Annotated in this window: 28 protein-coding genes; 13 read left to right on the top strand and 15 right to left on the bottom strand. The window is 69.7% G+C overall.

Translation table 11 applies throughout. From position 1 onward, the window contains the following. Positions 1-13: 13 nt before the first annotated feature. The 3 genes from B7438_RS12360 to B7438_RS12370 are packed head-to-tail and all read right to left on the bottom strand — an operon-like array spanning position 14 to position 3258. Positions 14-889, bottom strand: coding sequence for a carbohydrate ABC transporter permease (locus B7438_RS12360; RefSeq protein WP_085369901.1), 876 nt, complete (start codon positions 887-889; stop codon positions 14-16). Then, entirely contained in the window at positions 886-1887 is a 1002-nt protein-coding gene (locus B7438_RS12365) for a carbohydrate ABC transporter permease (RefSeq protein ID WP_085369902.1), read from the bottom strand. Before B7438_RS12365 ends, B7438_RS12360 begins: the two co-directional genes overlap by 4 nt. A 12-nt stretch (positions 1888-1899) precedes the next feature. Continuing rightward, the gene (locus tag B7438_RS12370; protein WP_085369903.1) at positions 1900-3258 is read right to left on the bottom strand and encodes an ABC transporter substrate-binding protein; all 1359 of its coding nucleotides are present in this window, start codon (positions 3256-3258) and stop codon (positions 1900-1902) included. A gap of 144 nt (positions 3259-3402) precedes the next feature. Here B7438_RS12370 and B7438_RS12375 point away from each other — a divergent pair, with 144 nt between their 5' ends. The 3 genes from B7438_RS12375 to B7438_RS12385 all read left to right on the top strand — a co-directional run bounded on the left by B7438_RS12375 (position 3403) and on the right by B7438_RS12385 (position 6934). Further along, complete coding sequence (locus tag B7438_RS12375) at positions 3403-4437, top strand: LacI family DNA-binding transcriptional regulator (RefSeq protein ID WP_085369904.1); 1035 nt, start codon at positions 3403-3405, stop codon at positions 4435-4437. Further along, positions 4434-5849 (top strand): glucuronate isomerase, encoded by a 1416-nt coding sequence (gene uxaC, locus B7438_RS12380; protein WP_085369905.1) that lies wholly within the window; start codon positions 4434-4436, stop codon positions 5847-5849. The genes B7438_RS12375 and uxaC overlap by 4 nt, the downstream gene beginning before the upstream one ends. Before the next feature lie 92 nt (positions 5850-5941). Next, the gene (locus B7438_RS12385; protein WP_085369906.1) at positions 5942-6934 is read left to right on the top strand and encodes an NADP-dependent oxidoreductase; all 993 of its coding nucleotides are present in this window, start codon (positions 5942-5944) and stop codon (positions 6932-6934) included. A 15-nt stretch (positions 6935-6949) separates the two neighbouring features. Here B7438_RS12385 and B7438_RS12390 read toward each other — a convergent pair whose 3' ends face one another. After that, positions 6950-7507 carry a DUF1697 domain-containing protein gene (locus tag B7438_RS12390; protein ID WP_085369907.1) on the bottom strand — a complete coding sequence of 186 codons (558 nt, stop codon included), beginning with the start codon at positions 7505-7507 and terminating at the stop codon, positions 6950-6952. Positions 7508-7511: 4 nt separating this feature from the next. Further along, positions 7512-8297 (bottom strand): SDR family oxidoreductase, encoded by a 786-nt coding sequence (locus tag B7438_RS12395; RefSeq protein ID WP_085369908.1) that lies wholly within the window; start codon positions 8295-8297, stop codon positions 7512-7514. Between the two features lie 77 nt (positions 8298-8374). Between B7438_RS12395 and B7438_RS12400 the strand changes: the two genes are divergently transcribed. The 3 genes from B7438_RS12400 (at position 8375) to B7438_RS12410 (ending at position 10616) form a co-directional block, all read left to right on the top strand. Further along, on the top strand, positions 8375-9247 hold the full coding sequence (locus B7438_RS12400; protein WP_085369909.1) for a sigma-70 family RNA polymerase sigma factor: 873 nt from the start codon (positions 8375-8377) through the stop codon (positions 9245-9247). Between the two features lie 61 nt (positions 9248-9308). Further along, positions 9309-9509, top strand: coding sequence for a hypothetical protein (locus tag B7438_RS12405; RefSeq protein ID WP_085369910.1), 201 nt, complete (start codon positions 9309-9311; stop codon positions 9507-9509). A 63-nt stretch (positions 9510-9572) separates the two neighbouring features. Further along, positions 9573-10616 carry a glycoside hydrolase family 6 protein gene (locus B7438_RS12410; protein WP_256922009.1) on the top strand — a complete coding sequence of 348 codons (1044 nt, stop codon included), beginning with the start codon at positions 9573-9575 and terminating at the stop codon, positions 10614-10616. Here the strand turns inward: B7438_RS12410 and B7438_RS12415 are convergent. The 7 genes from B7438_RS12415 to melA all read right to left on the bottom strand — a co-directional run bounded on the left by B7438_RS12415 (position 10610) and on the right by melA (position 17838). Then, on the bottom strand, positions 10610-11314 hold the full coding sequence (locus B7438_RS12415; RefSeq protein ID WP_085369912.1) for a PBS lyase heat domain-containing protein repeat-containing protein: 705 nt from the start codon (positions 11312-11314) through the stop codon (positions 10610-10612). The two genes, B7438_RS12410 and B7438_RS12415, sit on opposite strands and share 7 nt — an antisense overlap. Before the next feature lie 26 nt (positions 11315-11340). Continuing rightward, complete coding sequence (locus B7438_RS12420) at positions 11341-12297, bottom strand: carbohydrate kinase family protein (RefSeq protein ID WP_085369913.1); 957 nt, start codon at positions 12295-12297, stop codon at positions 11341-11343. Beyond that, positions 12294-13181: a carbohydrate ABC transporter permease gene (locus B7438_RS12425; RefSeq protein ID WP_085369914.1), complete on the bottom strand. Its 888-nt coding sequence runs from the start codon at positions 13179-13181 to the stop codon at positions 12294-12296. The genes B7438_RS12420 and B7438_RS12425 overlap by 4 nt, the downstream gene beginning before the upstream one ends. Then, on the bottom strand, positions 13181-14131 hold the full coding sequence (locus B7438_RS12430; protein WP_085369915.1) for a carbohydrate ABC transporter permease: 951 nt from the start codon (positions 14129-14131) through the stop codon (positions 13181-13183). The genes B7438_RS12425 and B7438_RS12430 overlap by 1 nt, the downstream gene beginning before the upstream one ends. Positions 14132-14144: 13 nt before the next feature. Next, complete coding sequence (locus B7438_RS12435) at positions 14145-15464, bottom strand: ABC transporter substrate-binding protein (RefSeq protein ID WP_085369916.1); 1320 nt, start codon at positions 15462-15464, stop codon at positions 14145-14147. A 58-nt stretch (positions 15465-15522) separates the two neighbouring features. Next, positions 15523-16404 carry an SIS domain-containing protein gene (locus B7438_RS12440; protein ID WP_085369917.1) on the bottom strand — a complete coding sequence of 294 codons (882 nt, stop codon included), beginning with the start codon at positions 16402-16404 and terminating at the stop codon, positions 15523-15525. Positions 16405-16524: 120 nt separating this feature from the next. Continuing rightward, entirely contained in the window at positions 16525-17838 is a 1314-nt protein-coding gene (melA, locus tag B7438_RS12445) for an alpha-galactosidase (RefSeq protein WP_085369918.1), read from the bottom strand. Positions 17839-17947: 109 nt separating this feature from the next. Between melA and B7438_RS12450 the strand changes: the two genes are divergently transcribed. Together B7438_RS12450 and B7438_RS12455 are read left to right on the top strand one after the other, a co-directional pair. Further along, entirely contained in the window at positions 17948-18763 is an 816-nt protein-coding gene (locus tag B7438_RS12450; RefSeq protein WP_085369939.1) for a DeoR/GlpR family DNA-binding transcription regulator, read from the top strand. 5 nt (positions 18764-18768) lie between these two features. After that, complete coding sequence (locus tag B7438_RS12455) at positions 18769-19404, top strand: NADPH-dependent F420 reductase (protein WP_085369919.1); 636 nt, start codon at positions 18769-18771, stop codon at positions 19402-19404. A gap of 26 nt (positions 19405-19430) precedes the next feature. Here B7438_RS12455 and B7438_RS12460 read toward each other — a convergent pair whose 3' ends face one another. Continuing rightward, entirely contained in the window at positions 19431-20189 is a 759-nt protein-coding gene (locus B7438_RS12460) for an SDR family NAD(P)-dependent oxidoreductase (RefSeq protein WP_085369920.1), read from the bottom strand. An 86-nt stretch (positions 20190-20275) separates the two neighbouring features. On the opposite strand from B7438_RS12460, the gene B7438_RS12465 reads away from it, so the two are divergent. Then, a complete protein-coding gene (locus tag B7438_RS12465) occupies positions 20276-20872 on the top strand; it encodes a TetR family transcriptional regulator (protein ID WP_085369921.1) in 597 nt (198 codons plus the stop codon). Between the two features lie 15 nt (positions 20873-20887). Here the strand turns inward: B7438_RS12465 and B7438_RS12470 are convergent, their stop codons facing one another. After that, entirely contained in the window at positions 20888-21808 is a 921-nt protein-coding gene (locus B7438_RS12470; RefSeq protein ID WP_179150809.1) for an NADP-dependent oxidoreductase, read from the bottom strand. Positions 21809-21920: 112 nt separating this feature from the next. Here B7438_RS12470 and B7438_RS12475 point away from each other — a divergent pair, with 112 nt between their 5' ends. The 4 genes from B7438_RS12475 to B7438_RS12490 all read left to right on the top strand — a co-directional run bounded on the left by B7438_RS12475 (position 21921) and on the right by B7438_RS12490 (position 24989). After that, complete coding sequence (locus B7438_RS12475; RefSeq protein ID WP_085369922.1) at positions 21921-22421, top strand: MarR family winged helix-turn-helix transcriptional regulator; 501 nt, start codon at positions 21921-21923, stop codon at positions 22419-22421. 70 nt (positions 22422-22491) lie between these two features. Beyond that, on the top strand, positions 22492-23076 hold the full coding sequence (locus B7438_RS12480) for a TetR/AcrR family transcriptional regulator (RefSeq protein WP_085369923.1): 585 nt from the start codon (positions 22492-22494) through the stop codon (positions 23074-23076). 81 nt (positions 23077-23157) lie between these two features. After that, positions 23158-24300: an ABC transporter permease gene (locus tag B7438_RS12485; RefSeq protein ID WP_085369924.1), complete on the top strand. Its 1143-nt coding sequence runs from the start codon at positions 23158-23160 to the stop codon at positions 24298-24300. Beyond that, on the top strand, positions 24297-24989 hold the full coding sequence (locus B7438_RS12490) for an ABC transporter ATP-binding protein (protein WP_085369925.1): 693 nt from the start codon (positions 24297-24299) through the stop codon (positions 24987-24989). Before B7438_RS12485 ends, B7438_RS12490 begins: the two co-directional genes overlap by 4 nt. Here B7438_RS12490 and B7438_RS12495 read toward each other — a convergent pair. After that, positions 24973-25818, bottom strand: a complete 846-nt coding sequence (locus B7438_RS12495) for a DUF6597 domain-containing transcriptional factor (protein WP_085369926.1) — start codon at positions 25816-25818, stop codon at positions 24973-24975. The genes B7438_RS12490 and B7438_RS12495 overlap by 17 nt on opposite strands. Between the last annotated feature and the right edge of the window lie 20 nt (positions 25819-25838).

Here is a 25838-nt window from a genome sequence, read left to right on the forward strand (position 1 = left end):
TGAGCGTTCTGGCTCACTTCACTCCTCCAGAGGTCAGGCCACCGACGAGGTAGCGCTGGAACACGAGGTACAGCACGACCACCGGCACGGCACAGATGAGGGACGCCGCCATCATCTGCCCGTAGAGCGGGACCGCGCCACCCTCTTGCGTCGCCCCGAAGACCTGCAGCGCCACGGCGGCGGTGCGGGTCTCCGGGTTGGTCAGCACGGATGCGAACAGCACGTCGTTCCAGCCGAGCAGGAACGCGAAGATGCCGGAGACGACGATGCCCGGCCAGCTGAGCGGCACCACGATGCGGGTCAGGATGCGCCACGACGACGCACCGTCGATGCGCGCCGCCTCCTCCAGCGCCTTGGGCAGGCCGCGCAGGTAGGTGACCATGACCCAGGTGGAGAACGGGAGCGCGAACGTCAGGTAGGTGATGAACACCGCCCAGCGCGTCCCGATGATCTGCACGCCGAGCAGGCTGGCGGTCGACGAGAACAGCACGAACACCGGGAGCAGCATCAGCGTTCCGGGGATCGACTGCAGGCCGAGGAGCCCGCGCAGGAAGGTCAGGCGCCCGCGGAAGTCGTAGCGGACCAGCACGTACGCCGTCGCGACGGCGAGGAACGCGCAGACGATGGCGACAGCCACGCAGACGATCACGCTGTTCATCAGGCCGGTGCCCAGATCCACCGTCGTCCACACCTTGAGGTAGTTGTCGAGGTGTAGCTCGGTCGGGAAGAACGCTCCCCCGGCGACGGAGACGTCGGAGTTGACTGACGCGAACAGCATGTAGAGCACGGGGCCGAGCACGATCACCAGCAGCACCGTGATCACCACGACGAGCAGCGGCCGAGGGAGCAGGCGGGTGATGTCGGCCGAGGACGGCTTGACGGCGGTCATCGTTGTTCCTCTTCCCCAGAGTCGAGTTTCACGGCCCGCAGGTAGATGAACAGCGGGATCGCGATGAGCACAAGCGAGCAGATCGCCATGGCGGCACTCAGGCCGAAGCGGAAGCTCTGGAAGCTGGTGACGTAGGTGAGCACCGGCAGAACGTCCACATCCTGAGGGGCGGGGACGCCGAACAGCACGAACGGCAGCGTGAACGCGTTGATGTTGTGCAGGAACGCGATGATCAGCGCCAGCAGGATCGGACCGCGCAGGTACGGCAGGATCACCGAGCGGAGCTTGATCCACCAGGTCGCGCCGTCGATCGCCGCCGCCTCGTGCACCTCGTGGTCCACGGACTGCAGACCGGCGAGCACGAGCAGGTAGAAGAACGGCCACGACGTCCAGATCTGCACGACGATCAGCGACCAGTAGCTGAGAGGGCCGTTGAGGAACAGCCCGGTGTGGATGCCCATCCCGCCGAGAACGGAGTCGACGACGCCGCCCGGCTGCAGCATCGTGCGCCAGAGTGTGCCGACCACGAACGCGGGCAGCACGTACGGGATGAGGAAGAGCGAGCGGACCAGCGCACGGCCGCGGAACTTGTTCTGCGTCGCCAGGGCGGCCGCGAGGCCGATCGGCATGGTGACGACGGCCGCGATCAGCGCGAACGAGACGCTGATGCCGATGGAGCGCAGCAGCGACGACGACGTGATCGCCTCGACGTAGTTCTGCAGGCCGATGAACGGCGCTTGCAGCCAGCTCTGCAGCGTGTACTGGTCGAGGTCGAGGGAGGACATCACCGCGGCCACGATCAGCGGCACCACGATGATGATGAGCATGAGGATGCCGCCGGGCAGCAGCATCCAGAGCGGCCGGTTGCGCTCGTACTTGCGCTTGCGGCGGGGGCTCTCAGTTCGGCCGGGGCGGCCGCCCGCGGGGGTGGACCCCGCGGGCGAACCGCTCTCGTGGCCGGTCGCGCCTTCCGGCGCGGCCAGGGTGGAGTTGGACATGATCGGTCCCGGCTACTTGGCCTTGTTCAGCGAGCTCTGCGCGGCGTCCTGCGCCGTCTTGAGCTTGGCGTCGAGGTCGGAGGACGAGACGGAACCGCTCGACAGCGACGGGATGGACTGCACCACCACGTTCACCAGCGCGAGCTGGGTGTCTCCCCACGCGCCGCTGAACGGTGTTCCGTACGCCTTCGTGCCCGCTTCGAGGATCGGGGCGATGAGCTCGTTCCCGTTCTCGATCTGCTTGGCCGCGTCGGCGTTCGTCGGAAGATCCCCGAAGGTCTTGGTGTACTTCACCTGGTTGTCGGTGCTGGTGAGCATCTTGATCAGGGCGAAGGCCAGATCCTGGTTCTTCGAGTACTTGGCCACGACCATGTTGTCGCCCGAGATGATCGTCGCGGCGGCCTTGCCGTCGCTCGGCAGCTTGGTGGCTCCCGGCGGGATGGTCGGCATCACTGCGTACGCGTACTTGCCTGCGACGCCGGATTTGTCGAGCGAGACCTGCGAGGACGACGACACCATCGGCAGGAATGCGGCCTTGCCATCGGCGAAGGCGGCGACGGCCTGGGCGTTCTTCCACCCGATCGAGGCGGGGTCGACCACCTTGTCCTTGGTGAGCCAGCCGAAGTACGTCTCGTACGCCTTCTTCACGGCGTCGTCGTCGATCGTCGCCTTCTTGCTCTTCAGATCCAGGATGGTGTTTCCCTGCTGCATCGACATCGCCCAGACGAACTTCCACGGGTCGAAGCTGTCCGCGTATGCAATCGCCATGCCGTGCACGTCACCCGTGGTCAGCTTCTTGGCCTGCTCGGCCAGTCCGTCCCAGGTGTCGGCCGGCTTGTCGATGCCCGCGGCCTTCAGCAGATCCTTGTTGTACGCCAGGACGAACGGGCGGCTGAGGAACGGGATGCCGACCTCGTTCTTCTCATCCGGTCCGGAGATGCCGAGGGTCGCGGGGACGAAGCGGTCCCGGCCGCCGACCTTCTTCCAGTCGTCGTCGGTGAGCTTCACGAACGCACCGGTGGAGTACGCGGTGGGAGTGAAGGTGGTGCCGAGGTCGTAGATGTCCGGACCCTGGCCGCTCAGCACCGAGGTCTGGATCTTGGTCAGCTCGTCGTTCGCGGAGGCGAAGGTCTCGAACTTGACCGTGGCTCCCGTCTCCTTCTCGAACTGAGCCGAGACATCCTTGAACCACTGCTGCTGTTCGGTCGGATAGAGCGAGTTGGCGGCGATCATGACGTCGAGGGTCTTGCCCTTGCCGTCGACGGGGCCGGAGGTGGAGGAGTTGGTGCTCCCCGACGAGGAGCAGCCGCTCAGGGCCAGGCCGATGACGGCCAGCCCGGCGACCGCGCCGAGCGCGATGCGAGATCTCATTCGTGACTCTCCTTTGAGACAGGGACGTGAGTTGTCAGCACCCTCTGCTGGTGCACGGAGGATGGTTGCTGAGGACTCTAGGCACCACGGCAATGTTGCTGCAACCGATTGCCAAAAATTGCCATCGTGTGCTGAGATGGCGTCATGCAACCTCTCGCCGGAGCGGGGTCGGATCGCCCAGCCACCCTCGCAGACGTGGCCGCCGTCAGTGGCGTGGCCACCTCGACGGTCTCCCGCGCGCTCTCCAATCCCGGCCGCGTGAACGCTGCGACGCGCGAGCGCATCGAGGAGGCGGCGCGCGCGCTCAACTACGTGCCGAACTCGCAGGCCAGAGCGCTGACCAGCGGCAAGACCAGAGCCATCGCCGTGCTCGTCTCCGATGTGACCAATCCGTTCTACTTCGGCATCATCCGCGGAACGCAGCAGCAGCTGAAGGCCGCCGGATACACGCAGATCCTGGTGGACACCGAGGAGTCCGACGAGCTCGAAGACGGGATGCTGCACAAGCTCCGCCGCTCGTTCGACGGCGCCATCCTCGCCGCCTCCCGTCTCACCGACCGCCGGCTCACGGTGCTGGCCAACGACATCCCGCTGGTGGCGATCAACCGGCAGACGCGGGGCGTCCCGCACATCTTCATCGACACCCCGAGCGGCATCGAGCAGGCCGTCGGCCACCTCGTCTCCCTCGGGCACACGCAGCTCTGCTACGCGTCCGGACCGGAGACCTCCTGGTCGAACGAGGGCCGCTGGCGGGCGATGGTGCGCGCCGCGGAACGCTACGGCGTGACGGCCACCAGGCTCGGCCCGTTCTCACCGCGGCAGTACGCGGGAGCAGCGGCGGCGGACGCCGTGCTGCACGCCGGCGTCACCGCGTGCATCGCCTTCAACGATCTCCTCGCCATCGGGATGCTCGCCCGGTTCCGCGAGCGCGGCGTCGACGTGCCGGGCGACGTCAGCATCGTCGGCTGCGACGACATCTTCGGCGCCGACTTCTGCAACCCGCCGCTCACCACCCTCACCGCACCCATCGAGCAGGCGGGCCGCACGGCCGTGTCGATGCTGCTCGCCCGTCTCGACGACCAGAGCACGATCGGGATGCGCCAGGGAGCGACGCTGCCCACCCACCTCACCGTGCGGTCGTCCACCGGACCTGCGCGGGAACCGAAAGGACGCCGATGACGACGCTCGCCCCCCATCCAGACCGCCTGTTCCCGGCCGATCCTGCCGAGCGCGACCTGGCACGACGCCTGCACGCCGCCGTCGCGGACGCGCCCATCGTCTCCCCGCACGGTCACGTCCCCGCGGCGATGCTCGCCGACGACACCCCGTTCGGCGACCCGTCGGCGTTGCTGATCACGCCCGACCACTACGTGACCAGGATGCTGCACGCCGTCGGCGTCCCCCTCGACGACCTCGGGCTCTCCCGCAACGGAGCGGCCCCCACCGCATCCGGCCGCGAGATCTGGCGGAGGCTCTGCGAGAACTGGGATGCGTTCCTCGGCACGCCCGTTCGGTTCTGGTTCGAGTCGGAGTTCAGCGACGTGTTCGGCCTCACTGAGCATCCATCGGCCGCCACCGCCGACGCACTCTACGACCAGCTCGCCGAGACCCTGACGCGCCCGGAGTTCCGCCCCCGCGCGCTGTTCGACCGGTTCCGCATCTCGGCGCTGGCGACCACGGACGACCCGGCGGACGACCTGGCAGCGCACCAGCGCCTCCGCGACGACCCGACCTTCACCGGCCGCGTCGTCCCCACCTTCCGCGCCGACCGCTACATGCATCCGGACGAGCCGACCTGGCGCGGCCGCCTGGATGCGCTGGCCGCCCGCGCCGACATCGACACCTCCACATACGCCGGCCTCCTCGCCGCACTGCGCGCGCGCCGCCAGGCGTTCATCGCCGCCGGAGGCACCGCGACCGACACGGGCGTGATCGACGCGGGCAGCGAGCCGCTCTCCGAGGCGGAGGCGTCGCGCATCCACCAGGCGGCGCTCGACGGCAGCCTGACCGCCGCGGAGGCCGTCGCCTACCGCAGGAACATGCTCTACCGCCTGGCCGAGATGGCCGCGGAGGACGGCCTGGTGATGCAGCTGCACCCCGGCGTGATCCGCAACCACCACCGCCCGACGTTCGACGCGTACGGGCCGGACACCGGCCACGACCTGCCGGCCGTCGGCGGCTTCACCGCTCCCCTCACCCCGATCCTGCGCGACTTCGGCACCAGCTCGACGTTCCGGATCGTGCTGTTCACCGTGGACGAGACGACGTTCTCCCGCGAGATCGCGCCGCTCGCCGGGTTCTACCCGACCGTCTACGCCGGCGCTCCGTGGTGGTTCCTCGACACCCCCGCCGCCATCCTCCGCTACCGCCAGGCCATCACGGACAGCGCGGGCTTCACCAAGACAAGCGGCTTCATCGACGACACCCGCGCGTTCTGCTCCATCCCGGCCAGGCACGACATGTCCCGCCGAGTGGATGCGTCGTTCCTGTCCTCGCTCGTGGTCACGCATCAGCTCAGCGAGGAGGACGCGTTCGCCATCGCGCACCGGCTGGTGGACGACATCCCGCGGGCGACGTTCCGGCTGGGCTGACCGGCTCGGCGCGCGCCCGCTCCGGCAATCTCCTCTCGCCATCGCGCAATTATCTAGCTAAGCTAGTTAAAAGCCGATCTAGCGAGGCGATCATGTCGAAGAAGCATACGGAAGCGCTGGTCGTGGAGTACGACCGCAACGGCGACGCGAGCGAGCTGCAGCTGCGGAGGCGTCCCCTCTCGCCGCCCGGAGCCGGGGAGGTGATGGTCGAAGTCATCGCATCCGGCATCAGCCACATCGACGGCTTCATCCGGAGCGGCACGGAGACCGAGTGGGACGAGCCGTTCCCGCGGAAATCGGGGAGCGACTTCGCCGGGATCGTGGTGGAGGCCGGACCGGACACCGCCGGGTTCCCCGTCGGGTCCGAAGTGATCGGGCACGTGCGGACGGGAGCGCACGCCACCCACCTGGTCGTGCCGGTCGCAGCCCTGGTCCCCAAGCCCAAGGGCGTCGGCTGGGAGGCGGCCGGCGGGCTGTACCTGTCCGGCGCGACGGCGCTGGACACCCTGGACGAACTCCGCGTCGGGCCCGGGGACGTGATCGTCATCTCGGCGGCGGCCGGAGCGGTCGGGAGCGTGGAGGCCCAGCTCGCCAAACATGCGGGCGCGCGCGTGATCGGGACCTGCGGTGACCGGAACTTCGACTACCTCCGTCAGCTCGGCATCACACCGGTGCGGTACGGACCAGACATCCAGGACCGCATCCACGAGGCGGCGCGCGGAGCGCAGGTCACCTGCTTCGTCGACAACTTCGGTCAGGACGGCCGCGACCTCGCGAACCTCCTCGGCGTCCCTGCCGCGCGCTATCGGTCGAGCGACGACCGGCGCGACACCGAGCTGCGGCTGCTCGGCGACGACCAGGAGGCGGTCGAGCACGGCACCCGCCAGCTGCAGCGGCTCGCGCAGTACGCGGCCGACCGCGCCTTCACCCTCCTCATCTCCGGGTTCTATCCGCTGGAGGCCATCGCGGACGCATACGCGGACCTGCAGCATCTGCACGCGAGAGGAAAGGTGGTGCTCGGCACGCATCCGGTGACTCGGTACACCTCCCTCAAAGCGCGCGACGTGCAGGAGTCCCGCGCGTGAGACAGTAAGCGTCGATCAGGAAGACGGGGCGTCCAGCAGGGTGAGCAGCCGGGTGGTCGTGCCCCAGGTGCGCACGGTCATCCGCTTGAACACCGGCATGGCCAGGAGCCGCTGGACGCGGGTCTTGGTCGCCTGCGCCTTGACGCGCGAGAAGTAGAGGACGCCGGAGCCGGGCGTCATGGTGTCGACGCCCGCCCGCAGTTCGGGAAGCTCCGCCATCACCTCGTCGGCGGTCAGTGGATGCTTGAGGAAGTAGACGTCGCTGCGCAGGTCGGCGGAGCCGTGCCCGGGAGGGGCATCGGCGACGATCGCCGCCAGCTCGTCCCTCGACCGGACGATCACGGGGATCTCCGCGCCGAACCGCTCCTGCAGCATCGACTCCAGCGCCGCCTCGAGGGCAGGCCCACCAGACGCGGCGCTCACGTCGGTCGAGAACAGCACGTTGCCGCTCTGGATGTGCGTGCGCACGTCCTCGTATCCGGCCTCGCGGAAGCTCGCGGCGAGCGCATCCATCGCGACCGGGTTCGTGCCGCCGACGTTGATCCCGCGGAGCAGTGCGACGTATCCGGGCATGTGGTCATGATGGCACCGGCGCGGCCGTCGCGGCGAGCCCGTCCAAGTACTCGCGCCAGGTGCGCCCTCCGCGCAGCGCGCCGTCGGCCGCCAGGTTCTCCCCTGCCCGGTATGCGCGACCGACAGCCCCGGGGATGCGGATGGGCAGGCGCGCCCGGGTCTTCCGGCCGTTCGCCGCGGCGTACGCCTCCGCCAGCTGCCGGATGTCGAGCACCTCCGGTCCCGCGATGTCGGCGACGCGTCCGGCCGGCTCTGCGAGCGCGAGTTCGGCGAGGCGGGCGGCGACCGCGTCGACGTCGACGGGCTCGAAGCGCAGACCGCCGGGGGAAGGGAGCAGCGGCAGCTTCGCCATCCCCCGCACCACGGGGAGCAGGAAGTCGTGCAGCTGCGCCGCCCGCAGCACCGTCCACGGCACACCGCCGCCGGCGATGATCCGCTCGGCCTCCGCCTTGGCGTGGAAGTACCCGATGGGCATCCGGTCGGCGCCGACCACCGAGATGAGGAGCAGGTGCCGCACTCCCGCATCCCGGGCGGCGGCCGCCACGTTGCGCGCCGCGACGTCGTCGCCCTTCGCCCCTCCGGCGAGGTGCAGCACCACCTCGACGCCGTCGAACGCCGCGGCGAGTCCGGCGCCTCCGACGGTGTCCGCTTCGACATGCTGGACTCCTGGCTCGCCGACGCGCGGGTGGCGGGAGAGCACCCGCACCTCGTGACCGGCGGCGTTGAGCAGGGGGACGACGCGGCTGCCGATGGTGCCGGTGCCGCCCGTCACGAGCAGGGGAGCATTCATGGTTGTCTGCCTTTCATGTCACATCCGAGGGCGATCCCTCGTCGACATACCGACGATCACGACCGAGGAGATGTGACATGACCGACCAGAAATTCCTGGCGAGGCGGTTCGAGACCGAGCGGCGGCGGCTGAAGGCCATCGCGATCCGCCTGCTCGGCTCCGACGCAGACGCCGACGATGCCGTGCAGGAGACCTGGCTCAGACTCGCACGCACGGACGTCGCAGGCATCGACAATCTGGAGGCGTGGCTGACCACGGTGGTCTCCCGGGTGAGCCTCGACATGCTGCGCGCCCCGCGCCGCCTGCGCGAACGCTCCTGGCAGGTCGAACCGTGGCGGGACGAGCCCGTCGCCGTCGAGCTCGACCCCGCGGAGCTGGCGGAGGAGAGCGACCGCATCAGCACCGCGCTGCTGGTCCTGCTGGAGACACTGTCCCCCGCCGAGCGCATCGCCCTGGTGCTGCACGACGTCTTCGGCCAGTCGTTCGACGAGATCGCGACGGTGCTCGACAAGACGCCCGCCGCCGCGAGGCAGCTCGCCTCCCGGGCACGGCGCCGGGTGCGCGGTGCGGAGGAGCCGGCGCATCCGGAACGCGGGCGTACGCGGCAGGTGGTGGTTGCGTGGCTCACGGCCGCCAGCACCGGCGACCTCACCGCGCTGCTCTCCCTGCTCGACACGGGAGCGGTGCTCCGCGCCGACTACGGAACCAGCACGCAGCTCGTCGAGGGCGCGCAGTCCATCGCGGAGCAGGCCGTGCTCTCCGGCCGCCTCGCTGCGCACTCCACGCCGATCGTGATCGGCGGCCGACCGGGCGTCGCCGCCGTGCTGAACGGCGTGGTCGCCTCGATCATGGCGTTCGACATCGTCGGGGACCGCATCGTCGGCCTCGACGTGCTGGCCGACCCGGCCCGCCTGGCGGAACTGGATGTGCTGGGCGCGCTCGGCGGCTGAGCGGGCCGGCGTACCGGGCGAGACCGCTGACACACGGGCTCGCCCGGTCTACAGTTGCCTCATGAAACGCAGTTGGCCGTTCGTCGTGCCTGGCGCGATCCTGGGCATCGTCGGACTGGTGTGGACACTGCAGGGGCTCAACGTGCTGCGCGGTTCGGCGATGAGCGGGTCGCCGCTCTGGGGAACCGTCGGCCCGATCCTGCTGGTCGTGGGGCTGGCCCTGATCGTGTTCGGCCTCGTCCGTCGCCGCCGGGCGCGGTGACCGATCCTGGCCCGTCAGCGGAAAAGCGTGACCGGTCGCGGGATGCGGCCGATAGTTCCCGGTATGCGCACAGCGATCGGGATCCTCCTCGGAGCCGTCGTCGCTGCGGCCGCGCTGGCGACGACACTCGCGACACCGTCGGCGCCCCGCGCGGCCACGGCGTCGACGGCATCGGCCTCTCCGTCGCCGACCGCTGCACCGACGCCGTCTCCCTCCCCGTCCGCCGCAACCGCTGCGTTCGGGAAGCGGCTCTACCTCGACCCGTACAGCGACGCCCGCCGGGTGGCCGATCGGTTGACGGCCTCCGGCGATACCGCCACCGCCGCCATGATCGAGCAGATCGCGAGCCAGCCGACGGCCGTCTGGCTGGGTGAGTGGTACAGCCCGGCCATGCTGGACACCGTGATCCAGCGGCATCTGAAGGCCGCGGCCGCGCAGGGGGCGACCCCGGTGTTCGTCACATACGCCGTGCCCGATCGCGACTGCGGAGGCTACTCCGCGGGTGGCCTCACGCCGGCGACCTATCTCGACTGGAACCGCCGCGTTGCGGCAGCGCTCAGCGGAAGCAGGGCGGTCGTCCTGATCGAGCCGGACTCACTCTCCATGCTGCCGAGCGCGAAATGCGCCGGGCTCGCCGACGTGAGGCTGCCCCTCATCCGTTCGGCCGTCGGGATTCTGGCCGCCGCCGGGCTGAGCACCTACTTGGACGGCGGGAACGCCCGCTGGCTGACCCCGGATGTGCAGGCGGGATACCTCACCTCGGCCGGCATCGCGCAGGCGACCGGCTTCTTCACGAACGTCTCCAATTTCGACACGACGCAGTCCGAGCGCACGTATGCGGGCAAACTGTCGTCGAGGGTCGGCTGGAAGCACTTCGTCATCGACGTCTCCCGGAACGGCAACGGCTGGACGGGCGGCTGGTGCAACCCTCCGGGCGCAGCCCTCGGCCAGAACCCGCAGATCACGCAATCCCCAACGTCCAAGCTCGACGCCCTGCTCTGGGTGAAGCATCCGGGCACGAGCGACGGCCAGTGCAACGACGGCCCGGCGGCAGGCGCCTGGTTCGAGAGCGGCGCGGAGGCGTTGGTGCGCGGCCGCGGTCAGTGACCGGTCGAAGCGGACGACAGTAGGGACGCGAGCCGCTTCTTCTTCCGGTTCTCCGCCGCGATCCACGCGCTGTCCGGGTGTGCGGTGTCCAGGGCGAGGAAGGCGGGGATGCCCGCACCGGGGTCAGCGGCGACCGCGACGCTCCAGCAGTAGCCGAGCGCCTGCCGCAGGGTCCGCGCATCCGGTTGCTTGCGGCGGTCCTCCGGCAGGGCGGCGAGGCCGGCCGTCGCGGTGCGGCAGGCGTCGACGGCGGCCGCCGCAGCCTCCGGCGCGCGCAGCAGCCTCGGTTCGCACAGCGCGGCGACCGCTGCGCGCTGCACGAGCGGGTCGCCGTCCTCCACCCACCGCCGCACGATCGCGATCAGCTCCGGCAGGGCCCGGTCGCCCAGGTGCTGCAGCCCGATCGCGACGCCTTCGCGCACCCGCCACCGCTCGTCCGCCGCCAGCTCGCGCGCCGCCTTCTCGTCGGCCGCGTCATCGGCGCGCGCGCCCAGCGCGGCGGCCGCGCACATCACCGGATACTCGCCGCCCGATGCGAGGAGCACCGCCACCGCCTCCCGATCGGCGACCTTCGCGACCGCATCCGCCAGCGGAAGGTTGGCGCGGGGACCGGGAAGCCCCGAATGCTCCTCGAGGTATCGGGGCCATTCCGGCTTCCCGAGTTCCTGCAGCTCCCCCACCCAGTCGTCAGCGCGCATGGCCAGAGCATAGCGGTGGGGGTCTCTCAGCTGAGCGCCGCCCGTAGCTCCGCGGCGGTCGCCTGCGCGCCCGTCCCTCCGCGCCCGCGCACGGACAGCGATCCGGCAGCAGCGGCCCAGCGCAGTCGCTCCTCCTCGGTCGCCACGCCGCCGAGCATGGCCGCGAGGTAGCCGGCGTCGAAGCTGTCGCCCGCCCCCGTCGTGTCGGAGACCTCCACCACGAGTCCGGGGGCGGTCGCGGACTCCTCGCCGTCGTCGAACGCGATCCCGCCGTCCGCTCCGGCCTTCACCACCACCCGGCAGCCGAGCGCGGACAGCCCGGAGGCCGCGACGCCCAGGTCGGTAACCGGATGCCCCAGCACGGCCGAGCCGATCGCGAGTGCCTCCTCGCGGTTGGGCAGGAAGACCGCGACGCGGCTGAGCACGTCCGCGAGTCCGTGCCAGTTCTCCGCCGGGTCCCAGTTCGTGTCGATGCTGGCCGTGATGCCCTGCGCCGCGAGGTCGTCGAGCAGGGCGGGCAGCTGGGCGGCGAGGCCCGGCTGCAGGAAGTACGACGCGACGTGCACGTGGCGTGGGCGCAGCGCGGCGACCGCGGCAAGGACCGCCTCCGGAGTGAGCGACGGGATGGTGCCCGGAAGCGTCAGGATCGCCCGGTCGCCCGGCTCGGAGAGCACGACGGACAGCCCGGTCGGCACGGCGGGATCCGTCGCGACGGCCGTGTCGCCCACGCCGGCCTCGCGCAGCCGATCGCGCACGAACGCACCGAACTGGTCGTCGCCGACCACCGCGGCGAGTGCCGTGCGCATCCCGAGTCTCGCCAGCCCGCAAGCCACGATCGCCGCGCTGCCGCCGAGCAGCAGGTCGGCGGAGTCGAGCAGCTGCTCCGCCTGGCCGAAGCGGGGAACCGTGTCGCCGGTGAGCAGCAGGTCGGGGTTGGCGTCCCCCACCACGAGCACATCGACCGGTGGATGCCCGGCGCTCACCCTTTCAGCCCGGAGAACGTCATGGTCGCGATGAACTGGCGCTGCGCGAACAGGAAGAACAGGATCAGCGGCAGCGTGGCGATCACGTTGCCCGCCATGATCAGGCTCCAGTCCGTCTGGTGCGCTCCCTGGAAGTTCGCGATGCCCAGCTGCAGGGTGAACGACGACTGGTTGTTGATCGCGATGAGCGGCCAGACCAGGTCGTTCCAAGCGCCGAGCAGGGTGAAGATCGCGAGCGTGGCGAGCGCTGGACGGGCGAGCGGCAGCACGATCCTGAAGAAGATCTGCCAGCGGTTGCAGCCGTCGATGGCTCCCGCCTCCTCCAGCTCGGCGGGCAGGCTGAGGAAGAACTGCCGCATCAGGAAGATCCCGAACGCGGTCGCCAGCCACGGCACGATCGCCGCGCCGAGCCCGTTCAGGAGTCCGAGCTTGGCGAACAGGATGTAGGTGGGGATCATCAGCAGCTGCGTCGGGATCATGATGGTCGCGAGGATCATCAGGAAGCCGAAGTTGCGCCCGGCGAACTTCAGCCGGGCGAAGCCGTATCCGGCCAGCGAGCAGAGCACGATGTTGGAGACGATCGCGGTCGCGGACACGATCACCGTGTTGCCGAGCCAGAGCAGGATGTCCGTCTGGCCGAACAGCTTCACGTAGCCGTCGATGGTGAAGTGCGACGGCACGAACGGCGGAGGGAACGCCACCAGCTCTTTGGCCGGGGAGAACGACGCGAGCGCCATCTGCAGGAACGGCACCAGGAACAGGATCGCGATCGGGAACAGCACGAAGTGCCACCCGCTCATCTTCGTGCGCTTGCCTGCGCCGCGCGTGGTGTCCCTCGCCACCTGATCGGAGGCCTGGGAGACCTCGTCGAGAATCGTCGCCATCAGAACGCCTCCGAACCGCGGCGCCGCTGGAAGATCACGACGCCGATCGTGATGAGCAGGGTGGCCGCGAACAGCACGTACGCGGCGGCCGAGCCGTAGCCGAACTGCAGGGCGTGGAACGCCTTGTCGTAGAGGAAGTAGACGATCGTCCTCGTCGCATCCAGCGGCCCGCCGCGCGTGGTGGTGTACACCAGGTCGAACAGCTGGATGGCCTGGATGGTCTGCCAGATGCAGACGAACACCGTCACGGGGGCCAGCTGCGGCCAGACGATGCGCCAGAACGTCTGCCACGGGTTCGCGCCGTCGATGCGCGCCGCCTCGATGAGGTCGGCAGGCACATCCTGCAGCGCGGCCAGATAGATCACGGTGGTGAACGCCGCGGAACCCCAGAGCGACATGATCGCGATCACGAGCATGGCCTGGTGCGGGTCGTCGAGCCAGCCCTGCTGCGGCAGGTGCAGCACCCTCAGGATGTTGTTGACCAGTCCGAACTGCGGGCTGAACAGGTAGGTGGAGAGGATGCCGGTGGAGGCCGCCGATGCGACGAACGGGACGAAGATCGCTGTGCGGTAGAACCCCATCCACCGGATTCGGCGGTTGAGCGCGACGGCGAGGAACAGTCCGAGCAGCACCGAGGCCGGCACGAACAGCAGCGTGAAGCCGAGCGTGTTGAGGACGGAGTTGCCGAAGTCGGCGTCGGCCACGAGGTTCGCGTAGTTCTCGCCGCCGACCCAGGTGGCCTCGCTGAAGCCGTCCCAGCTCTGGAAGGACAGGACGAACGCCCACAGCGCCGGGAAGATCGAGAGGCCGAGGATGATGATCGTCGCGGGGGCGACGAACCCCCACCCGGTGAGCGAGGCGGTGAATCCAGGGCGCTTGGCCCGGCGCGGCCGGGTCGCGTCGGAGGACGCACCCGGCCGGCCGAGCGTTCGTGCGGTGCTGTCTGTCATGAACGAGACCCCGCTACTTCTTGTTCAGCGCCTGGTCGGCGGTCTTCGCAGCCTGTTCGAGGGCGCTCTTGGGTTCGCCGTCGCCTTGCAGCACGCTCGAGATCGACTTGCCGATGGCCACGGAGAGCGCCGCGTAGCCCGTGGAGGTGGGGCGCGTGTTCTTCACGTTCGCCGAGTTGGCGACGAAGACCTCGTAGCCGGGGAAGGCGGCCGCTTCCTTCTTCACGGCGTCCGAGTCAGCCTCGGAGGAGCGGAGCGGCAGGTTGCCGAGGGCCACGTTGAAGCGCTCGTCCTGCTCGGCGGAGGTCAGCCACTGCGCGAACTGGGTCGCCCAGTATGCGCGGTTCTTGTCCTTGTGGTCGAACAGGGCCCAGATGTCCGGGCCGGACACCGTCTGGTGGTCGCCGTCCGTGCCCGGCAGCTGCACCACGCCGTACTTGGTGCCGCCGGTCTTCAGGTCGGAGAGCTGCCACGGGCCGGAGGTGATCATCCCGATGCGGTCGCTCGTGAAGAGCTGCCCGAACTTGGTGTCCGTCTGGTCGAGGTAGACGCTCTTGTCGTCGACGGCCATCGACTGCAGGAAGGTGAGGGCGTCGACACCGGCGGCTGACGCGAACTCCGATTTCGTGCCCGCGTCGTTCAGGATGCTGCCGCCGTTCTGCCACAGGTGCGGCCAGAACTGCCAGGTCGTCTCCTCGCTGCCGGAGACGGAGTATCCGTAGCCGTAGACGTGGTTCGCGGGGTCGGTGAGCTTCTTCGCCGCGGCGCGGAAGTCGTCCCAGGTCCAGTCCTTGGTCGGATAGGCCATCCCCGCTTTGTCGAACAGGGTCTTGTTGTAGAGCAGCCCGATGTTGTCGACGACCGCGGGGAACCCGATGACCTTCTTGCCGCTGGGCTGCGCCGTGCCGCGAGCGGCCTCGGTGAACTCGTCCCACTTCACATCCGGCTTCTTCACCTCGGCGGAGATGTCGAGCGTGCGCCCGGACGATTCGAGCTGGCCGGCCCACGAGCCGAACGCGTACGACATGTCCGGATACTGGTCGCCCGCGAATCCGGCGGACAGCTTCTGCAGCAGCTGGTCGGTGGACGACGCGCCGGGCGAGAGGTCCACGTTGACGTTCGGGTGGAGCTTCTCGAACTCCTTCGCCAGCGACTCGACGATCTTCTCCGCGGCGTCGGACTGACCGGACCACACCTGGATGGTCACCTTGGCCTTGGTGTCGAGAGTGGTCGCTCCCTGCGAGCCACTGCATCCGGCCAGAGCGGTCACCACTGCTGCCGCCGCCAGGATGCCGGTGGTGCGGAGTATCCGCTTCGTGAGTGGAGCAATCATCGTCGGTTCCTCTTCTCGAGTTCTGCTGTTCGGGATGTTCGGGTCTGGGGACGCTCTGTCAGCCCAGCACGATGGAGCGCGTCAGGAGGCGCGGGTTGTCCGGGTCGAGTCCGCGCTGCTCGGCGATCGCGACGGCGAGGCGCTGTGCGTCTGCGAGCTCGACGAGCGGGTCGCCCGTGGACGTGCGCACCAGGGCCCCGGTGCGCTCGATGTCGGCCACCAGGCTCGGCTCCGCATCCCCGAGGATCCAGACGATCGAGCGCTCGTCGGCCACCGCGAGCGGTCCGTGCCGGTAGTCGAGCGCCGGGTACGACTCCGACCAGGCCTGCGCGGCCTCCCTGATCTTCAGCGCTGCCTCCTGGGCGAGCCCGTACGTCCAGCCGCTGCCGAGGTAGACGAAGTGGGAGAGGGCGCCGGTCTCGATGCCGAGCGGGGCGGCGAGGCGCGCATCCACCTCGTCCGGCAGGCCGGACACGTCCTCGCCGAGCGCGTGCCGCGCGAGCAGGAGGAAGGTGGTGGGGAAGCGCGTCTGCACGACCGACTTCTCGTCGGCGAAGTCGAGCAGCAACACATCGTCGACCCTGGCCGCGAGGGGCGAGTCCGCCACGCCGGTCACGGCGATGGTGCGCACGCCCTCGGGGATGATGTCCAGCGCCTCGATCACCTCGGTGGTCGTGCCCGAGCGGCTGAGCAGCACGACGGCGTCGTAGTCGCGCCATGGCCACGGCTCCGACGCGTACGCGGCGTCCGTCACACCGAGTCCGGCGCGCTCACGCAGCGCGGCGTACGACTCCGCGAGGAAGGCGCTGGTGCCGCAGCCGAGCACGAGGACCCGCGAGCCCGGCAGGGCGAGCAGCTCGTCCGCGACGGCGGACCTGCTCTCGATGGCCTCCCGCCAGATGGCCGGCTGGCTGGCGATTTCGACGGACGTCAGTGACACGAGTTGCTCCTGTGGGTCATGGGTGGTGCTGCGCGACGGTGCGCGCTGGCTTCATCCTTGATGGCAAGTGAGCGATTGACAATCACAATGCGCATATCGCTCACTCGTTGTGATTGTTTGTTACAGGGAGGTTTCCAATGTGCCGCCGAGAGCGACAGGGAGGAAGGATGCGTGGCGCGCGGTGAGCTCGTCGCAGAGCTCCCAGATCTGCTCGGGGGTCAGCGACGACGACGCGTTCGGGTCGGTCAGCACGGCACGGCGGACCAGTTCGGGGTCGCCCGTCTTCGCCGCCTCGATCGCCAGCTCGGCGACGGAGAGGTATGTACGGTTGAGCGCTGCGCCCTGCACCGGGATGGCGCCGAACGGCAGGGGATGCACGCCGTCGGCATCCACGCGGCTCGGCACCTCGACCACCGCGCCTTCCGGCAGGTTGTCGATGAGACCGCGGTTCACGACGTTCGCATGGATGATGCGCTCGGTGCCCGTGAGGATCGAGTGGATGACCTGCGGCGCGTACTCCGCAGCACCCTCCTCGAGCTCCAGGTCGTCTCCGACGGCCAGCGCCGCCTTCGCGTGCTCGAACTCCGCGACGTTATCCTCGGAGATGCCGATGTACTCGAGCGGGCGCAGCCGGAAGCGCTCGATCTGCTCCGGCGACCGCAGGAACCAGTCGAGGTACTCGGACGAGTGCTCGCTCGTCTCCGTCGGGTAGAAGCCGATGCGGCGGAAGATCTCGACGCGCACGCGGCGCAGCAGCTCCGGGTCCTTCTCGATCGCCGCGCGCAGCAGCGGGTAGAGGTCTTCCCCGTCGCGCGACCACTCGACGAGCCAGGCCTGGTGGTTCACGCCGGCCGCGCGGTAGTGGGTGCCCTCCATCGGCACGCCGATGAGTTCGCAGAGGTCGTGGACCGTCCAGTAGACGCTGTGGCAGAGGCCGACGGTCTTAATGCCGGGGGCGACCACGGACATCCACCAGACGTTCATGGCCATCGGGTTGGTGTAGTTGAGGAACCAGGCGTCCGGGCACAGTTCCGTCATGTCGGCGGCGATGCCGGAAAGCACGGGGAACGTGCGCAGGCCACGGAAGACCCCGCCGACGCCGGTGGTGTCGCCGATCGTCTGCAGGAGTCCGGCCGCCGCGGGGACTTCGAGGTCGACGCGGGTGGCTGCGATGCCGCCCACCTGGATCATGTTGATCACGAAGTCCGCGCCGGCCAGCGCCGCACGGCGGTCCAGCGTGGCGACGATCTCCGTCTCGCGGCCGAAGCGGGCCGCGACCTGCTCTGCGGTGCCGCGGGCGACTTCGAGGCGTTCCTCGTCGATGTCGTGGAGCACGATGCGCAGGGTCGGAAGGTCGTCGAACCGGTAGAGGTCGGCGAGCAGCTGGCGGGTGAAGACGACGCTACCTGCGCCGAGGAAGACAATCTGTGGCATGGAGCGATCCTGCGGTACTGTGTCAACTCTGCGCAACAGAATGAGCGAATCGCGAATAAAGTGCTCAGAACGAGTGATCGTTTCACCGCCGACGCTGAAAGGGGCGACCATGCTCCCTCCGACCACCGAGTCACTGATCGCCCGCGTCACCACGGGACGGCGCGCCGAACGGCTGGTGGCCATCCTGGATCTGGTCACCGAGCACGGCACCATCGGCCTGACCGAACTCTCCGACACGCTCGGGATCTCCGCAGCCACCGCCCGCAGGGACCTCTCCGACCTCGCCGACCAGAACCTCCTGCTGCGCACCCACGGAGGAGCGTCAGCGCTGGAGCGCCGCAGGGAACTCCCCGTCGTGCTGCGGGACACCCGGTTCCAGGAGGCGAAGCGTGCCATCGCTCGCGCGATGCTGCGGCGCCTGCCGTCGGAGCGCCACGTGGTCGCGCTGGGCGGCGGCACGACGACGGCGAGCGTCGCCAGGGCCCTCGCCAACCACCGGGACATCACCGTAGTGACCAACTCGCTCACCATCGCGAACCTGCTCTCCGGCTACGCGGGCGTGCGGCTCGCCATGACCGGCGGGTTCCTGCGCCCCGAGTCCCTCGAACTCGTCGGAGCCCTCGCCGAGAGCACCTTCAACGCCGTCAACGTCGGCACCGCCATCCTCGGGGCGGACGGCGTCAGCGCCTCCGCCGGCGTCACCACGCACGACGAGACGGAGGCTCGGACCAACCGCGCGATGGTCGCGAAGGCCCAGCGCACGGTCGTCGTCGCCGACGGGTCGAAGATCGGCACCGTCGCGCTCGCCCAGATCGCCGACGCCGCCGAGATGGAGCTGCTCATCACCGACAGCTCGGCCGACCCCGCCGAGCTGGAACGCCTGCGCGCTGCCGGCGTGCAGATCGTCATCGCGGACGAGGAGTGACCGGGATGCGCGTGGGACTCCTCGGCACCGGCCCGATGACCAGAGCCATCGGCGCCCGCCTCGTGCAGGCAGGGCACACCGCCGTGATCGGCAGCAGGGACGCGCAGCGCGCCGCCGCCGTCGCGCGCGACATCGGCGGGGATGCGCACGGCACCGGATACCGGGATGCTGCGGCCTGCGAGGTGGTCATCGTGGCCGTTCACGATCCCGTGGCGGTCGACGTGGTCGCCGGGCTCAGCGAGGTGCTCGACGGCGCCGTGCTGATCGACCTCGGCAACCCGCTCGATCCCCCGCACTGGGAGAGCCGATACGCCGGCGGCCCGTCCCTCGCCGAGCGGATCGCCGATGCCGCTCCCGGTGCGCGCGTGGTCAAGGCGTTCAACACCGTGTACGCCGAACTCCTCGCCCTCCCGTCCCCCGCTGGCGCAGAGCCGCCGCAGACGTTCATCGCGTCCGACGACGCAGAGGCCGCCGCCCTCGTCATCGCGCTCGCCCGCGAGCTCGGCACCGCCCCCGTGGATGCCGGTCCGCTGCGCATGGCCAGGCACCTGGAGGCCGTGGCTGGCTTCGAGGTGGCGATGGTCGCATCCGGGTTCGCTGCCGCTGTCGCGACACGGTTGTCGGCGGTGCCCCCGGCCTGACGGGGCCGTGCCGGCCGGGGCTTCGGCTACCAGGGAACGCGGGTGCCGTCCCAGGACCAGAGCGCTCCCGTCGGGCCGTCGTCCGGGAGGAGTGCGAGCCGCACGGCTCCCGCGGCAGCCTCCGCCGGGTCTCCGCCGACCGACATCCCGGCGACGAGATTGGTACGGCGCAGCCCGGGCGCGAGGGCGTTCACCTTGACGCTCTCGCCGAGCGCCTGAGCCATGAGCAGCGTGACGGCGTTGGCGGCCGTCTTCGAGCTCCGGTACGCGATCCCGCCGCCCTTGACCCGCTCCCAGTCGAACTGGGGGTTCTGGCCGCTGTTCCAGGTGAGCGATCCCGTTCCGCTGGACACGTTGACGATGCGCGGGTGCTCCGACCTCCGCAGCGCGGGGAGGAACGCCTGCGTAACGCCGATGAGGCCGAACACGTTCGTCTCGTACGCGACGCGGAACTGCTCGATGCTGGTGCCGTCGATGTCCTCCCCGCCGGGGTTCACGCCCGCGTTGTTGACCAGGATGTCCACCGACCCGACCTGGCTCACAGCCGCCTCGACCGATGACGGGTCCGTCACATCCAGCTGCACGGCGTGCGCGGACGGGCCCAGTTCGGCGGCGGCTGTCTGCCCTTTAGCGAGGTCGCGTGCTCCGACCCAGACGGTCACGCCGAGACCGATCAGGTGTCGCGCGGTTTCGAATCCGATGCCGCTGTTCGCTCCGGTGACGAGCGCGATCAGCCCGGGGTCCGGCGGCCTGATCGCTTCGGGGAGACGGTCGATGTCTGTCATGATGCTTCCTTTCCAACTCCAACGGTGTGGTTGGATTCTAACCCCATTCGGCTCATCTCCAACCCATGAGTTGGTATTCTGTGAGGATGGCATGGGACACCGACGGCACGCAGCGCCGACTCCGCGACGCCGCTCTCGTCGAGTTCGCCGAACACGGCTTCGAGGGTACGACCGTGGCCGCCATCGCCTCCCGGTCCGGTGTCAACAAGGAGAGGCTCTACCGCTACTTCGGCGACAAGGAGGCCCTCTGGAACCTGGTGCTGACCACCGAGCTGGAGCGACTGTCCGCCGCCGTCACCCTCACCGGGGCCGGGCTGGACGACATCGGCGAGTTCGCCGGTGCGACCTACGACTACCACTCGGCGCATCCGGAGCTCGGCCGCCTGCTGCAGTGGGAGGGCCTGCAGTCCGGGCCGCCCGCCCACGCCGAGGTGCGCACGGAGCACTACCGCGAGAAGGTGGCTCGCTTCGCCGCCGCCCAGCGTGACGGCTTGATCGACCAGGCGATCGATCCCGCTCACCTCGTCTTCTCCCTGATCGCACTGGCGGCGTGGTGGCAGACGGTGCCTCAGCTGGCCGAGATGATCACCGGTGCAGGCCCGGACGACCAGGCTGAGCGCGCGGCACGGCGCCGCTTCGTGGTGGAGGCGGCGCGGCGGCTGGCGTCACCAGCCCGCCGCTGACCATCCGTTCTCCCGTCACTGCGGAACCACGACGACCTTCCCGCGAATCTCCCCGGCCGCGACCTCCGGCAGCTCGCTCAGCGGAACACGCTTGGCGACCTCGACGGCCAGCTCTCCGCTGTCGACGAGTGCCACCAGCTGCGCCAGCTGGTCCGCCCTGGCTTCGACGAAGACTCCGGCCGTGCGCACACCCCGGGTGTCGTCGCCCGGCGTCGTCATCCACGCGGTCGTCGCGACGACGATGCCGCCGTCGCGCACCAGCGGAACGAGCGCCTCGAACTCCTCCTCGCCGATCGGCGCGAGGTTGAGAAGCACGTCGACGGGCTCGCCGACCGACTCGACGATCCCGGATGCGGTGTGATCGATCACCTCGTCCGCTCCGGCCGCCAGCACACTCGCCCTGCTGCGCGGGCTGGCCGTGGCGATCACGTGTGCTCCCGCCCGCTTCGCGAGCTGGATGGCGTATCCGCCGACCGCTCCCCCGGCTCCGACGATCAGCAAACGCTGACCGCCCTGGAGGTCGGCGAGGTCGAACAGGGCCTGCCAGGCCGTGAGCGCCACCGATGGCAGCGCTGCCGCATCCGGAAGCGGGATCCGCGAGGGAGCCGCAGCGAGCACGGCCGCCGGCGCCACGACATACTCGGCCGCGGAGCCGTCCTCCCCCATCGGGAGGAACCCGACGACCGCGTCGCCGACCCGGAAACCGGTGACTCCGCCGCCCAGCTCCTCGACCGTCCCTGAGACGTCGTAGCCGGGGACGTGCGGCAGCGTCACCGGGAAGGGCAGCGTGCCGCTCCGGATGCCGCTGTCCGCGGGGTTGACCGCGGAGCCGGCCACCCGGATGAGCACCTGGCCCTCTCCGGCGACGGGCCGGTCCGCCTCTTCGTAGCGGAGCACATCCGGTCCGCCGAACTCGTGGAAACGCACTGCCTTCATGGTTATCGTCCTCTCGTTGATTGCTTCGAATCCGAAGCACATGAGGGACGATAGCACTGCTTCGAGTTCGTAGCAACTACTTTGACTTCGTAGCAACTGTTACAGTTGCCGCATGTCCGAATCGCCCCGCTCCCTCGACCAGACCGAGCTGGGTGCCTACTTCGCGCTCATCGAGGTCAGTAGCCTGCTCCGCCACGCGGTCGAACAGCAGCTGCGCGAAGCCGGCGACCTCAGCTACGTGCAGTTCCAGCTGCTCGCACGCCTCGGCGACTCCCCGACGGGCAGCCACCGGATGACCGACCTCGCCGACGGCGTCGTCTATAGCCGCAGCGGCCTCACCTACCAGGCACAGGTGCTCGACGAGCGCGGACTGGTGACTCGCGCACCATCGGCCGACGACGAACGCAGCACCACCGTCACGATCACCGACGCGGGCCGCGACGTCCTCTCCCGCGTCTTCCCCGGCCACATCGCCGTGCTCGACGAGCTGCTCTACGACCCCCTCTCCCGGGCAGACGTCGAAGCGCTCGCACGCATCCTGGGAGCGGTCCGCGACCACATGCGCTCGGCCCCGCCCCGCTCCGCTGCGCCGCGGCGCCGCGCGGCGCGCTGAGGTCCGCTCCGCGCGCCGGCGCCGCTCCCAGGCCAGAAGGTCGCCTGGACAACGGAGGCATAATGAGCGGATGCCGAAGATCTCCGCCCCCACCGTCGCCGAGCATCGCGTCGCGCAGCGCGCAGCCCTCCTGACGGCGACAGAACACCTCCTCGTCGAGGCCGGACTCGCCGGGGTCACCCCGCGGTCGATCGCCGAACGCGCCGGACTCGCGCGGTCGAGCTTCTACGAGTACTTCGGCTCCCGCGACGACATCCTGGCCGCCGTCGCCATCGCGGCATTCGATCGCTGGGCAGAGGAGATCGACGACGCGCTGGCCGGAGTGCCGGAATCCGACCGGATGCGCGCATACGTCGAGGCGACCATGCGCATGACCGCGGACGGCAAGCACTCCATCGCGTCCATCCTGCAGCAGGCGGACATCTCGCCAACCAAGTACGACGACATCATGGCTCTGCACACCACGCTGCTGCGACCCATCAACACCCTTCTCCGCGAGACGGGTGTGCCCGACCCGGATGCGCACGCGACCCTCATCCAGGGCCTCCTGAACGCCGGCGTGCAGCTCGTCACCCACGGCGTCGACCCGGATGCTGCGACCGCCATGATCGCCGGCCTCCTCGCGAAAGGACTGCCCGCAGACGCGCCGATTTGAGTTCAGCGTGGTTTAGTGACAGGCTGTCGGTATTTTTACCGACACACTGTCGGTACCCCTCGCCCTCTCCAAGGATGTGTCATGTTCCTCGCTGTGCGCGAACTGCGGTTCGCTCGAGGCCGCTTCACCCTGATGGGCATCGTGATCGCACTGATCGCCGTGCTCGTGGTGCTGCTCTCCGGCCTCTCCTCCGGCCTCGTCAACGACGGTGTCTCCGGCCTGAAATCGATGCCGGCCACCGCGTTCGGTTTCGATAAAGGCACCATCACCGACAACGCGTTCAGCCGGTCGCTCGTCGACAAGAAGCAGCTGAACTCCTGGCAGGATGCCGACGGCGTCGCTGAGGCGGAGCCGATGGGCGTCAGCATCGTCAACGGCGTTACAGACTCAGACAAGCAGGTGGACCTCACTCTGTTCGGCGTCGAGCCTGGCGGCTTCCTCGACCCCGCCGTCTCCAGCGGAACCCGGCTCTCCGGCCCGGCGGGAATCGTCGTGTCCGAGACCGCGAAGGACGCCGGGCTGAAGCTCGGCAGCACGGTGAAGCTGGATCGCTCGAACGTGGAGTTGACCGTCGTCGGCTTCACCGAAGGCCAGGCGACCTTCGGCCACGTGGACGTCGCGTACCTCCCCATCGGCACCTGGCAGCTGATCGCCTCGAACACGGCCCCGGCCGGTGCGCCGACCCAGGCCGCGATCGACCAGGTCGCATACGACTACTCGAGCGTCGTCGCCATCAAGGCGAAAGACGGCGTCACCCCCGACTTCGCCGCGATCGACAAGACGGCGGGCACCATGACGATGACACGCACCGCCGCATTCAACGCCTCCCCCGGCTACGAGGCCGAGACGATGACGCTGACCATGATCCAGGTGTTCCTCTACGCCATCTGCGCCCTCGTGGTCGGAGCGTTCTTCACGGTGTGGACCATCCAGCGCACCCACGAGATCGCCGTGCTGCGGGCGGTCGGCGCATCCACCGGCTACCTCCTGCGTGACAGCCTCGCCCAGGGAACGATCCTGCTCGTCGGCTTCACCGCCCTCGGCGTCGCAGCGGGTGTCGGGATGGGCGCGCTCATGCCGGACGCCATGCCGTTCGACCTGGAGGCCGGCCCGATCGCCATCGCCTCCCTTCTCACCATCGTCCTCGGGATCATCGGAGCCGGGATCGCCGTCCTCCGCATCTCCCGAGTCGACCCCATCACCGCTCTCGGAGGACAACGATGACCGGAAACACCACCACCCCAGCACTCGAGATCGTCGGAGCACGCCTCGAACTCGGCGACGGAGACGCCCGCGTCACCGCCCTCGACGACGTCTCGCTCACCGTCCAGCCCGGCGAGTTCGTCGCCGTCGTCGGTCCATCCGGCTCCGGCAAGTCGTCCCTTCTCGCGATCGCGGGAGCGCTCGGCCGGCCGGACAGCGGAACGGTGCGCATCCACGGCACGGACATCACCGCGCTCAGCAAAGGCGCGGCGGCACGCTTCCGCCTGTCGACGATCGGCTTCGTCTTCCAGTCCGGCAACCTCCTGCCCGCTCTGACGGCCTCCGACCAGCTGCGACTGACCGCCCGTCTGGCGGGCAACCGCGACGCGGACCCCGCAGCCCTCCTCGACGCGGTCGGCATGAGCCACCGCGCCGGCAACCGCCCCGGGCAGCTCTCCGGCGGAGAGCGCCAGCGCGTCGGCATCGCCCGCGCCCTGGTGAACAACCCGTCGCTCCTCCTCGTCGACGAGCCGACGGCTGCGCTCGACCGCGCGCGCAGCCACGAGGTGGTGAGCCTCCTGGCCGAGCGAGCCCACGCATCCGGAGTCGCCGTCGTCATGGTCACCCACGACCGCGACGTCCTCGACTACTGCGACCGCGTGCTGGAGATGACCGACGGCCGGTTGGCGGAGCTCAGCCCGGTGGTGTGAGCGGACGCGCCGTGCGGGTCGCGAGGAACGGCAGATACGACGCCGCGTGATCGTGCCCGCACGCGCACCGCTCCACGTCCCCGTGCAGCAGCTGCCGCGGCGTCAGACCGGTCAGCCGCAGGCACTCGCGGTTGAGGTGGGCCTGGTCGGCGTATCCGGCGTCGACCGCGAGCCCCGCGATGCCGTCGTCTCCGCGCCTGCCGCTCGGGGCGATCCCGGCCTGCGCCAGCGCGAGGAAGCCCTGGAACCGCAGCGTTCGCTGCAGCACCTTCGGGCTGAGGCCCACCACCTGCAGGGAGCGGCGGCGCAGCTGGCTCTCGGAGAGCGCGACGTGTTCGGCGACGTCCCCGATCCCGACGGGATGCCAGGGCATCAGCACCGCCACCGCCTCCCGCACCTGGCGGTCGCCGCCGCGCTCCGCCCTCCTGAACTCGTGGAGGAGCGTCTCTTCGAGCACGGCGACCGCTCGGCGCACATCCCCCGCCTCCGCCATCCGGTCGGAGAGCCGGTCGGCCAGGCCGCCCCAGGCGTCGCGCAGAACGATCCGCGTGTCCACCAGCTCGTCCAGCACCACGGGCAGCGGCGGCGGGGCACCGGGGAAGAACCGCACCCCCACGATGGTCGTGTGCGGCGGGATGCACTCGATGCTGTGCGCTGTGAGCGGCCCGATCATGGTCGGCGCGCCACCGATCGGGATGTGCAGCTCGACACCCCCGGTCGGCAGGTGCCGCTGCACGTACGGAGCGTCGCCGGTGCGGTGCACCCACACGGTTCGGATCACGTGCGCGAGCGCAGGCGATGGCCGCCGCTCGATGTACGACTCCGTCATCCGTGGCACCTCCCCACCCG

This window comes from Leifsonia sp. NCR5, assembly GCF_002105485.1.
Taxonomy (GTDB): Bacteria; Actinomycetota; Actinomycetes; order Actinomycetales; family Microbacteriaceae; genus Leifsonia.

What these genes read in the sequence shown, in the direction of transcription:
- B7438_RS12360 (WP_085369901.1), bottom strand. Translation starts at nt 889, where the DNA reads ATGACCGCCGTCAAGCCGTCCTCGGCCGACATCACCCGCCTGCTCCCT.
- B7438_RS12365 (WP_085369902.1), bottom strand. Translation starts at nt 1,887, where the DNA reads ATGTCCAACTCCACCCTGGCCGCGCCGGAAGGCGCGACCGGCCACGAG.
- B7438_RS12370 (WP_085369903.1), bottom strand. Translation starts at nt 3,258, where the DNA reads ATGAGATCTCGCATCGCGCTCGGCGCGGTCGCCGGGCTGGCCGTCATC.
- B7438_RS12375 (WP_085369904.1), top strand. Translation starts at nt 3,403, where the DNA reads ATGCAACCTCTCGCCGGAGCGGGGTCGGATCGCCCAGCCACCCTCGCA.
- uxaC (WP_085369905.1), top strand. Translation starts at nt 4,434, where the DNA reads ATGACGACGCTCGCCCCCCATCCAGACCGCCTGTTCCCGGCCGATCCT.
- B7438_RS12385 (WP_085369906.1), top strand. Translation starts at nt 5,942, where the DNA reads ATGTCGAAGAAGCATACGGAAGCGCTGGTCGTGGAGTACGACCGCAAC.
- B7438_RS12390 (WP_085369907.1), bottom strand. Translation starts at nt 7,507, where the DNA reads ATGCCCGGATACGTCGCACTGCTCCGCGGGATCAACGTCGGCGGCACG.
- B7438_RS12395 (WP_085369908.1), bottom strand. Translation starts at nt 8,297, where the DNA reads ATGAATGCTCCCCTGCTCGTGACGGGCGGCACCGGCACCATCGGCAGC.
- B7438_RS12400 (WP_085369909.1), top strand. Translation starts at nt 8,375, where the DNA reads ATGACCGACCAGAAATTCCTGGCGAGGCGGTTCGAGACCGAGCGGCGG.
- B7438_RS12405 (WP_085369910.1), top strand. Translation starts at nt 9,309, where the DNA reads ATGAAACGCAGTTGGCCGTTCGTCGTGCCTGGCGCGATCCTGGGCATC.
- B7438_RS12410 (WP_256922009.1), top strand. Translation starts at nt 9,573, where the DNA reads ATGCGCACAGCGATCGGGATCCTCCTCGGAGCCGTCGTCGCTGCGGCC.
- B7438_RS12415 (WP_085369912.1), bottom strand. Translation starts at nt 11,314, where the DNA reads ATGCGCGCTGACGACTGGGTGGGGGAGCTGCAGGAACTCGGGAAGCCG.
- B7438_RS12425 (WP_085369914.1), bottom strand. Translation starts at nt 13,181, where the DNA reads ATGGCGACGATTCTCGACGAGGTCTCCCAGGCCTCCGATCAGGTGGCG.
- B7438_RS12430 (WP_085369915.1), bottom strand. Translation starts at nt 14,131, where the DNA reads ATGACAGACAGCACCGCACGAACGCTCGGCCGGCCGGGTGCGTCCTCC.
- B7438_RS12435 (WP_085369916.1), bottom strand. Translation starts at nt 15,464, where the DNA reads ATGATTGCTCCACTCACGAAGCGGATACTCCGCACCACCGGCATCCTG.
- melA (WP_085369918.1), bottom strand. Translation starts at nt 17,838, where the DNA reads ATGCCACAGATTGTCTTCCTCGGCGCAGGTAGCGTCGTCTTCACCCGC.
- B7438_RS12450 (WP_085369939.1), top strand. Translation starts at nt 17,948, where the DNA reads ATGCTCCCTCCGACCACCGAGTCACTGATCGCCCGCGTCACCACGGGA.
- B7438_RS12455 (WP_085369919.1), top strand. Translation starts at nt 18,769, where the DNA reads ATGCGCGTGGGACTCCTCGGCACCGGCCCGATGACCAGAGCCATCGGC.
- B7438_RS12460 (WP_085369920.1), bottom strand. Translation starts at nt 20,189, where the DNA reads ATGACAGACATCGACCGTCTCCCCGAAGCGATCAGGCCGCCGGACCCC.
- B7438_RS12465 (WP_085369921.1), top strand. Translation starts at nt 20,276, where the DNA reads ATGGCATGGGACACCGACGGCACGCAGCGCCGACTCCGCGACGCCGCT.
- B7438_RS12470 (WP_179150809.1), bottom strand. Translation starts at nt 21,808, where the DNA reads ATGAAGGCAGTGCGTTTCCACGAGTTCGGCGGACCGGATGTGCTCCGC.
- B7438_RS12475 (WP_085369922.1), top strand. Translation starts at nt 21,921, where the DNA reads ATGTCCGAATCGCCCCGCTCCCTCGACCAGACCGAGCTGGGTGCCTAC.
- B7438_RS12480 (WP_085369923.1), top strand. Translation starts at nt 22,492, where the DNA reads ATGCCGAAGATCTCCGCCCCCACCGTCGCCGAGCATCGCGTCGCGCAG.
- B7438_RS12485 (WP_085369924.1), top strand. Translation starts at nt 23,158, where the DNA reads ATGTTCCTCGCTGTGCGCGAACTGCGGTTCGCTCGAGGCCGCTTCACC.
- B7438_RS12490 (WP_085369925.1), top strand. Translation starts at nt 24,297, where the DNA reads ATGACCGGAAACACCACCACCCCAGCACTCGAGATCGTCGGAGCACGC.
- B7438_RS12495 (WP_085369926.1), bottom strand. Translation starts at nt 25,818, where the DNA reads ATGACGGAGTCGTACATCGAGCGGCGGCCATCGCCTGCGCTCGCGCAC.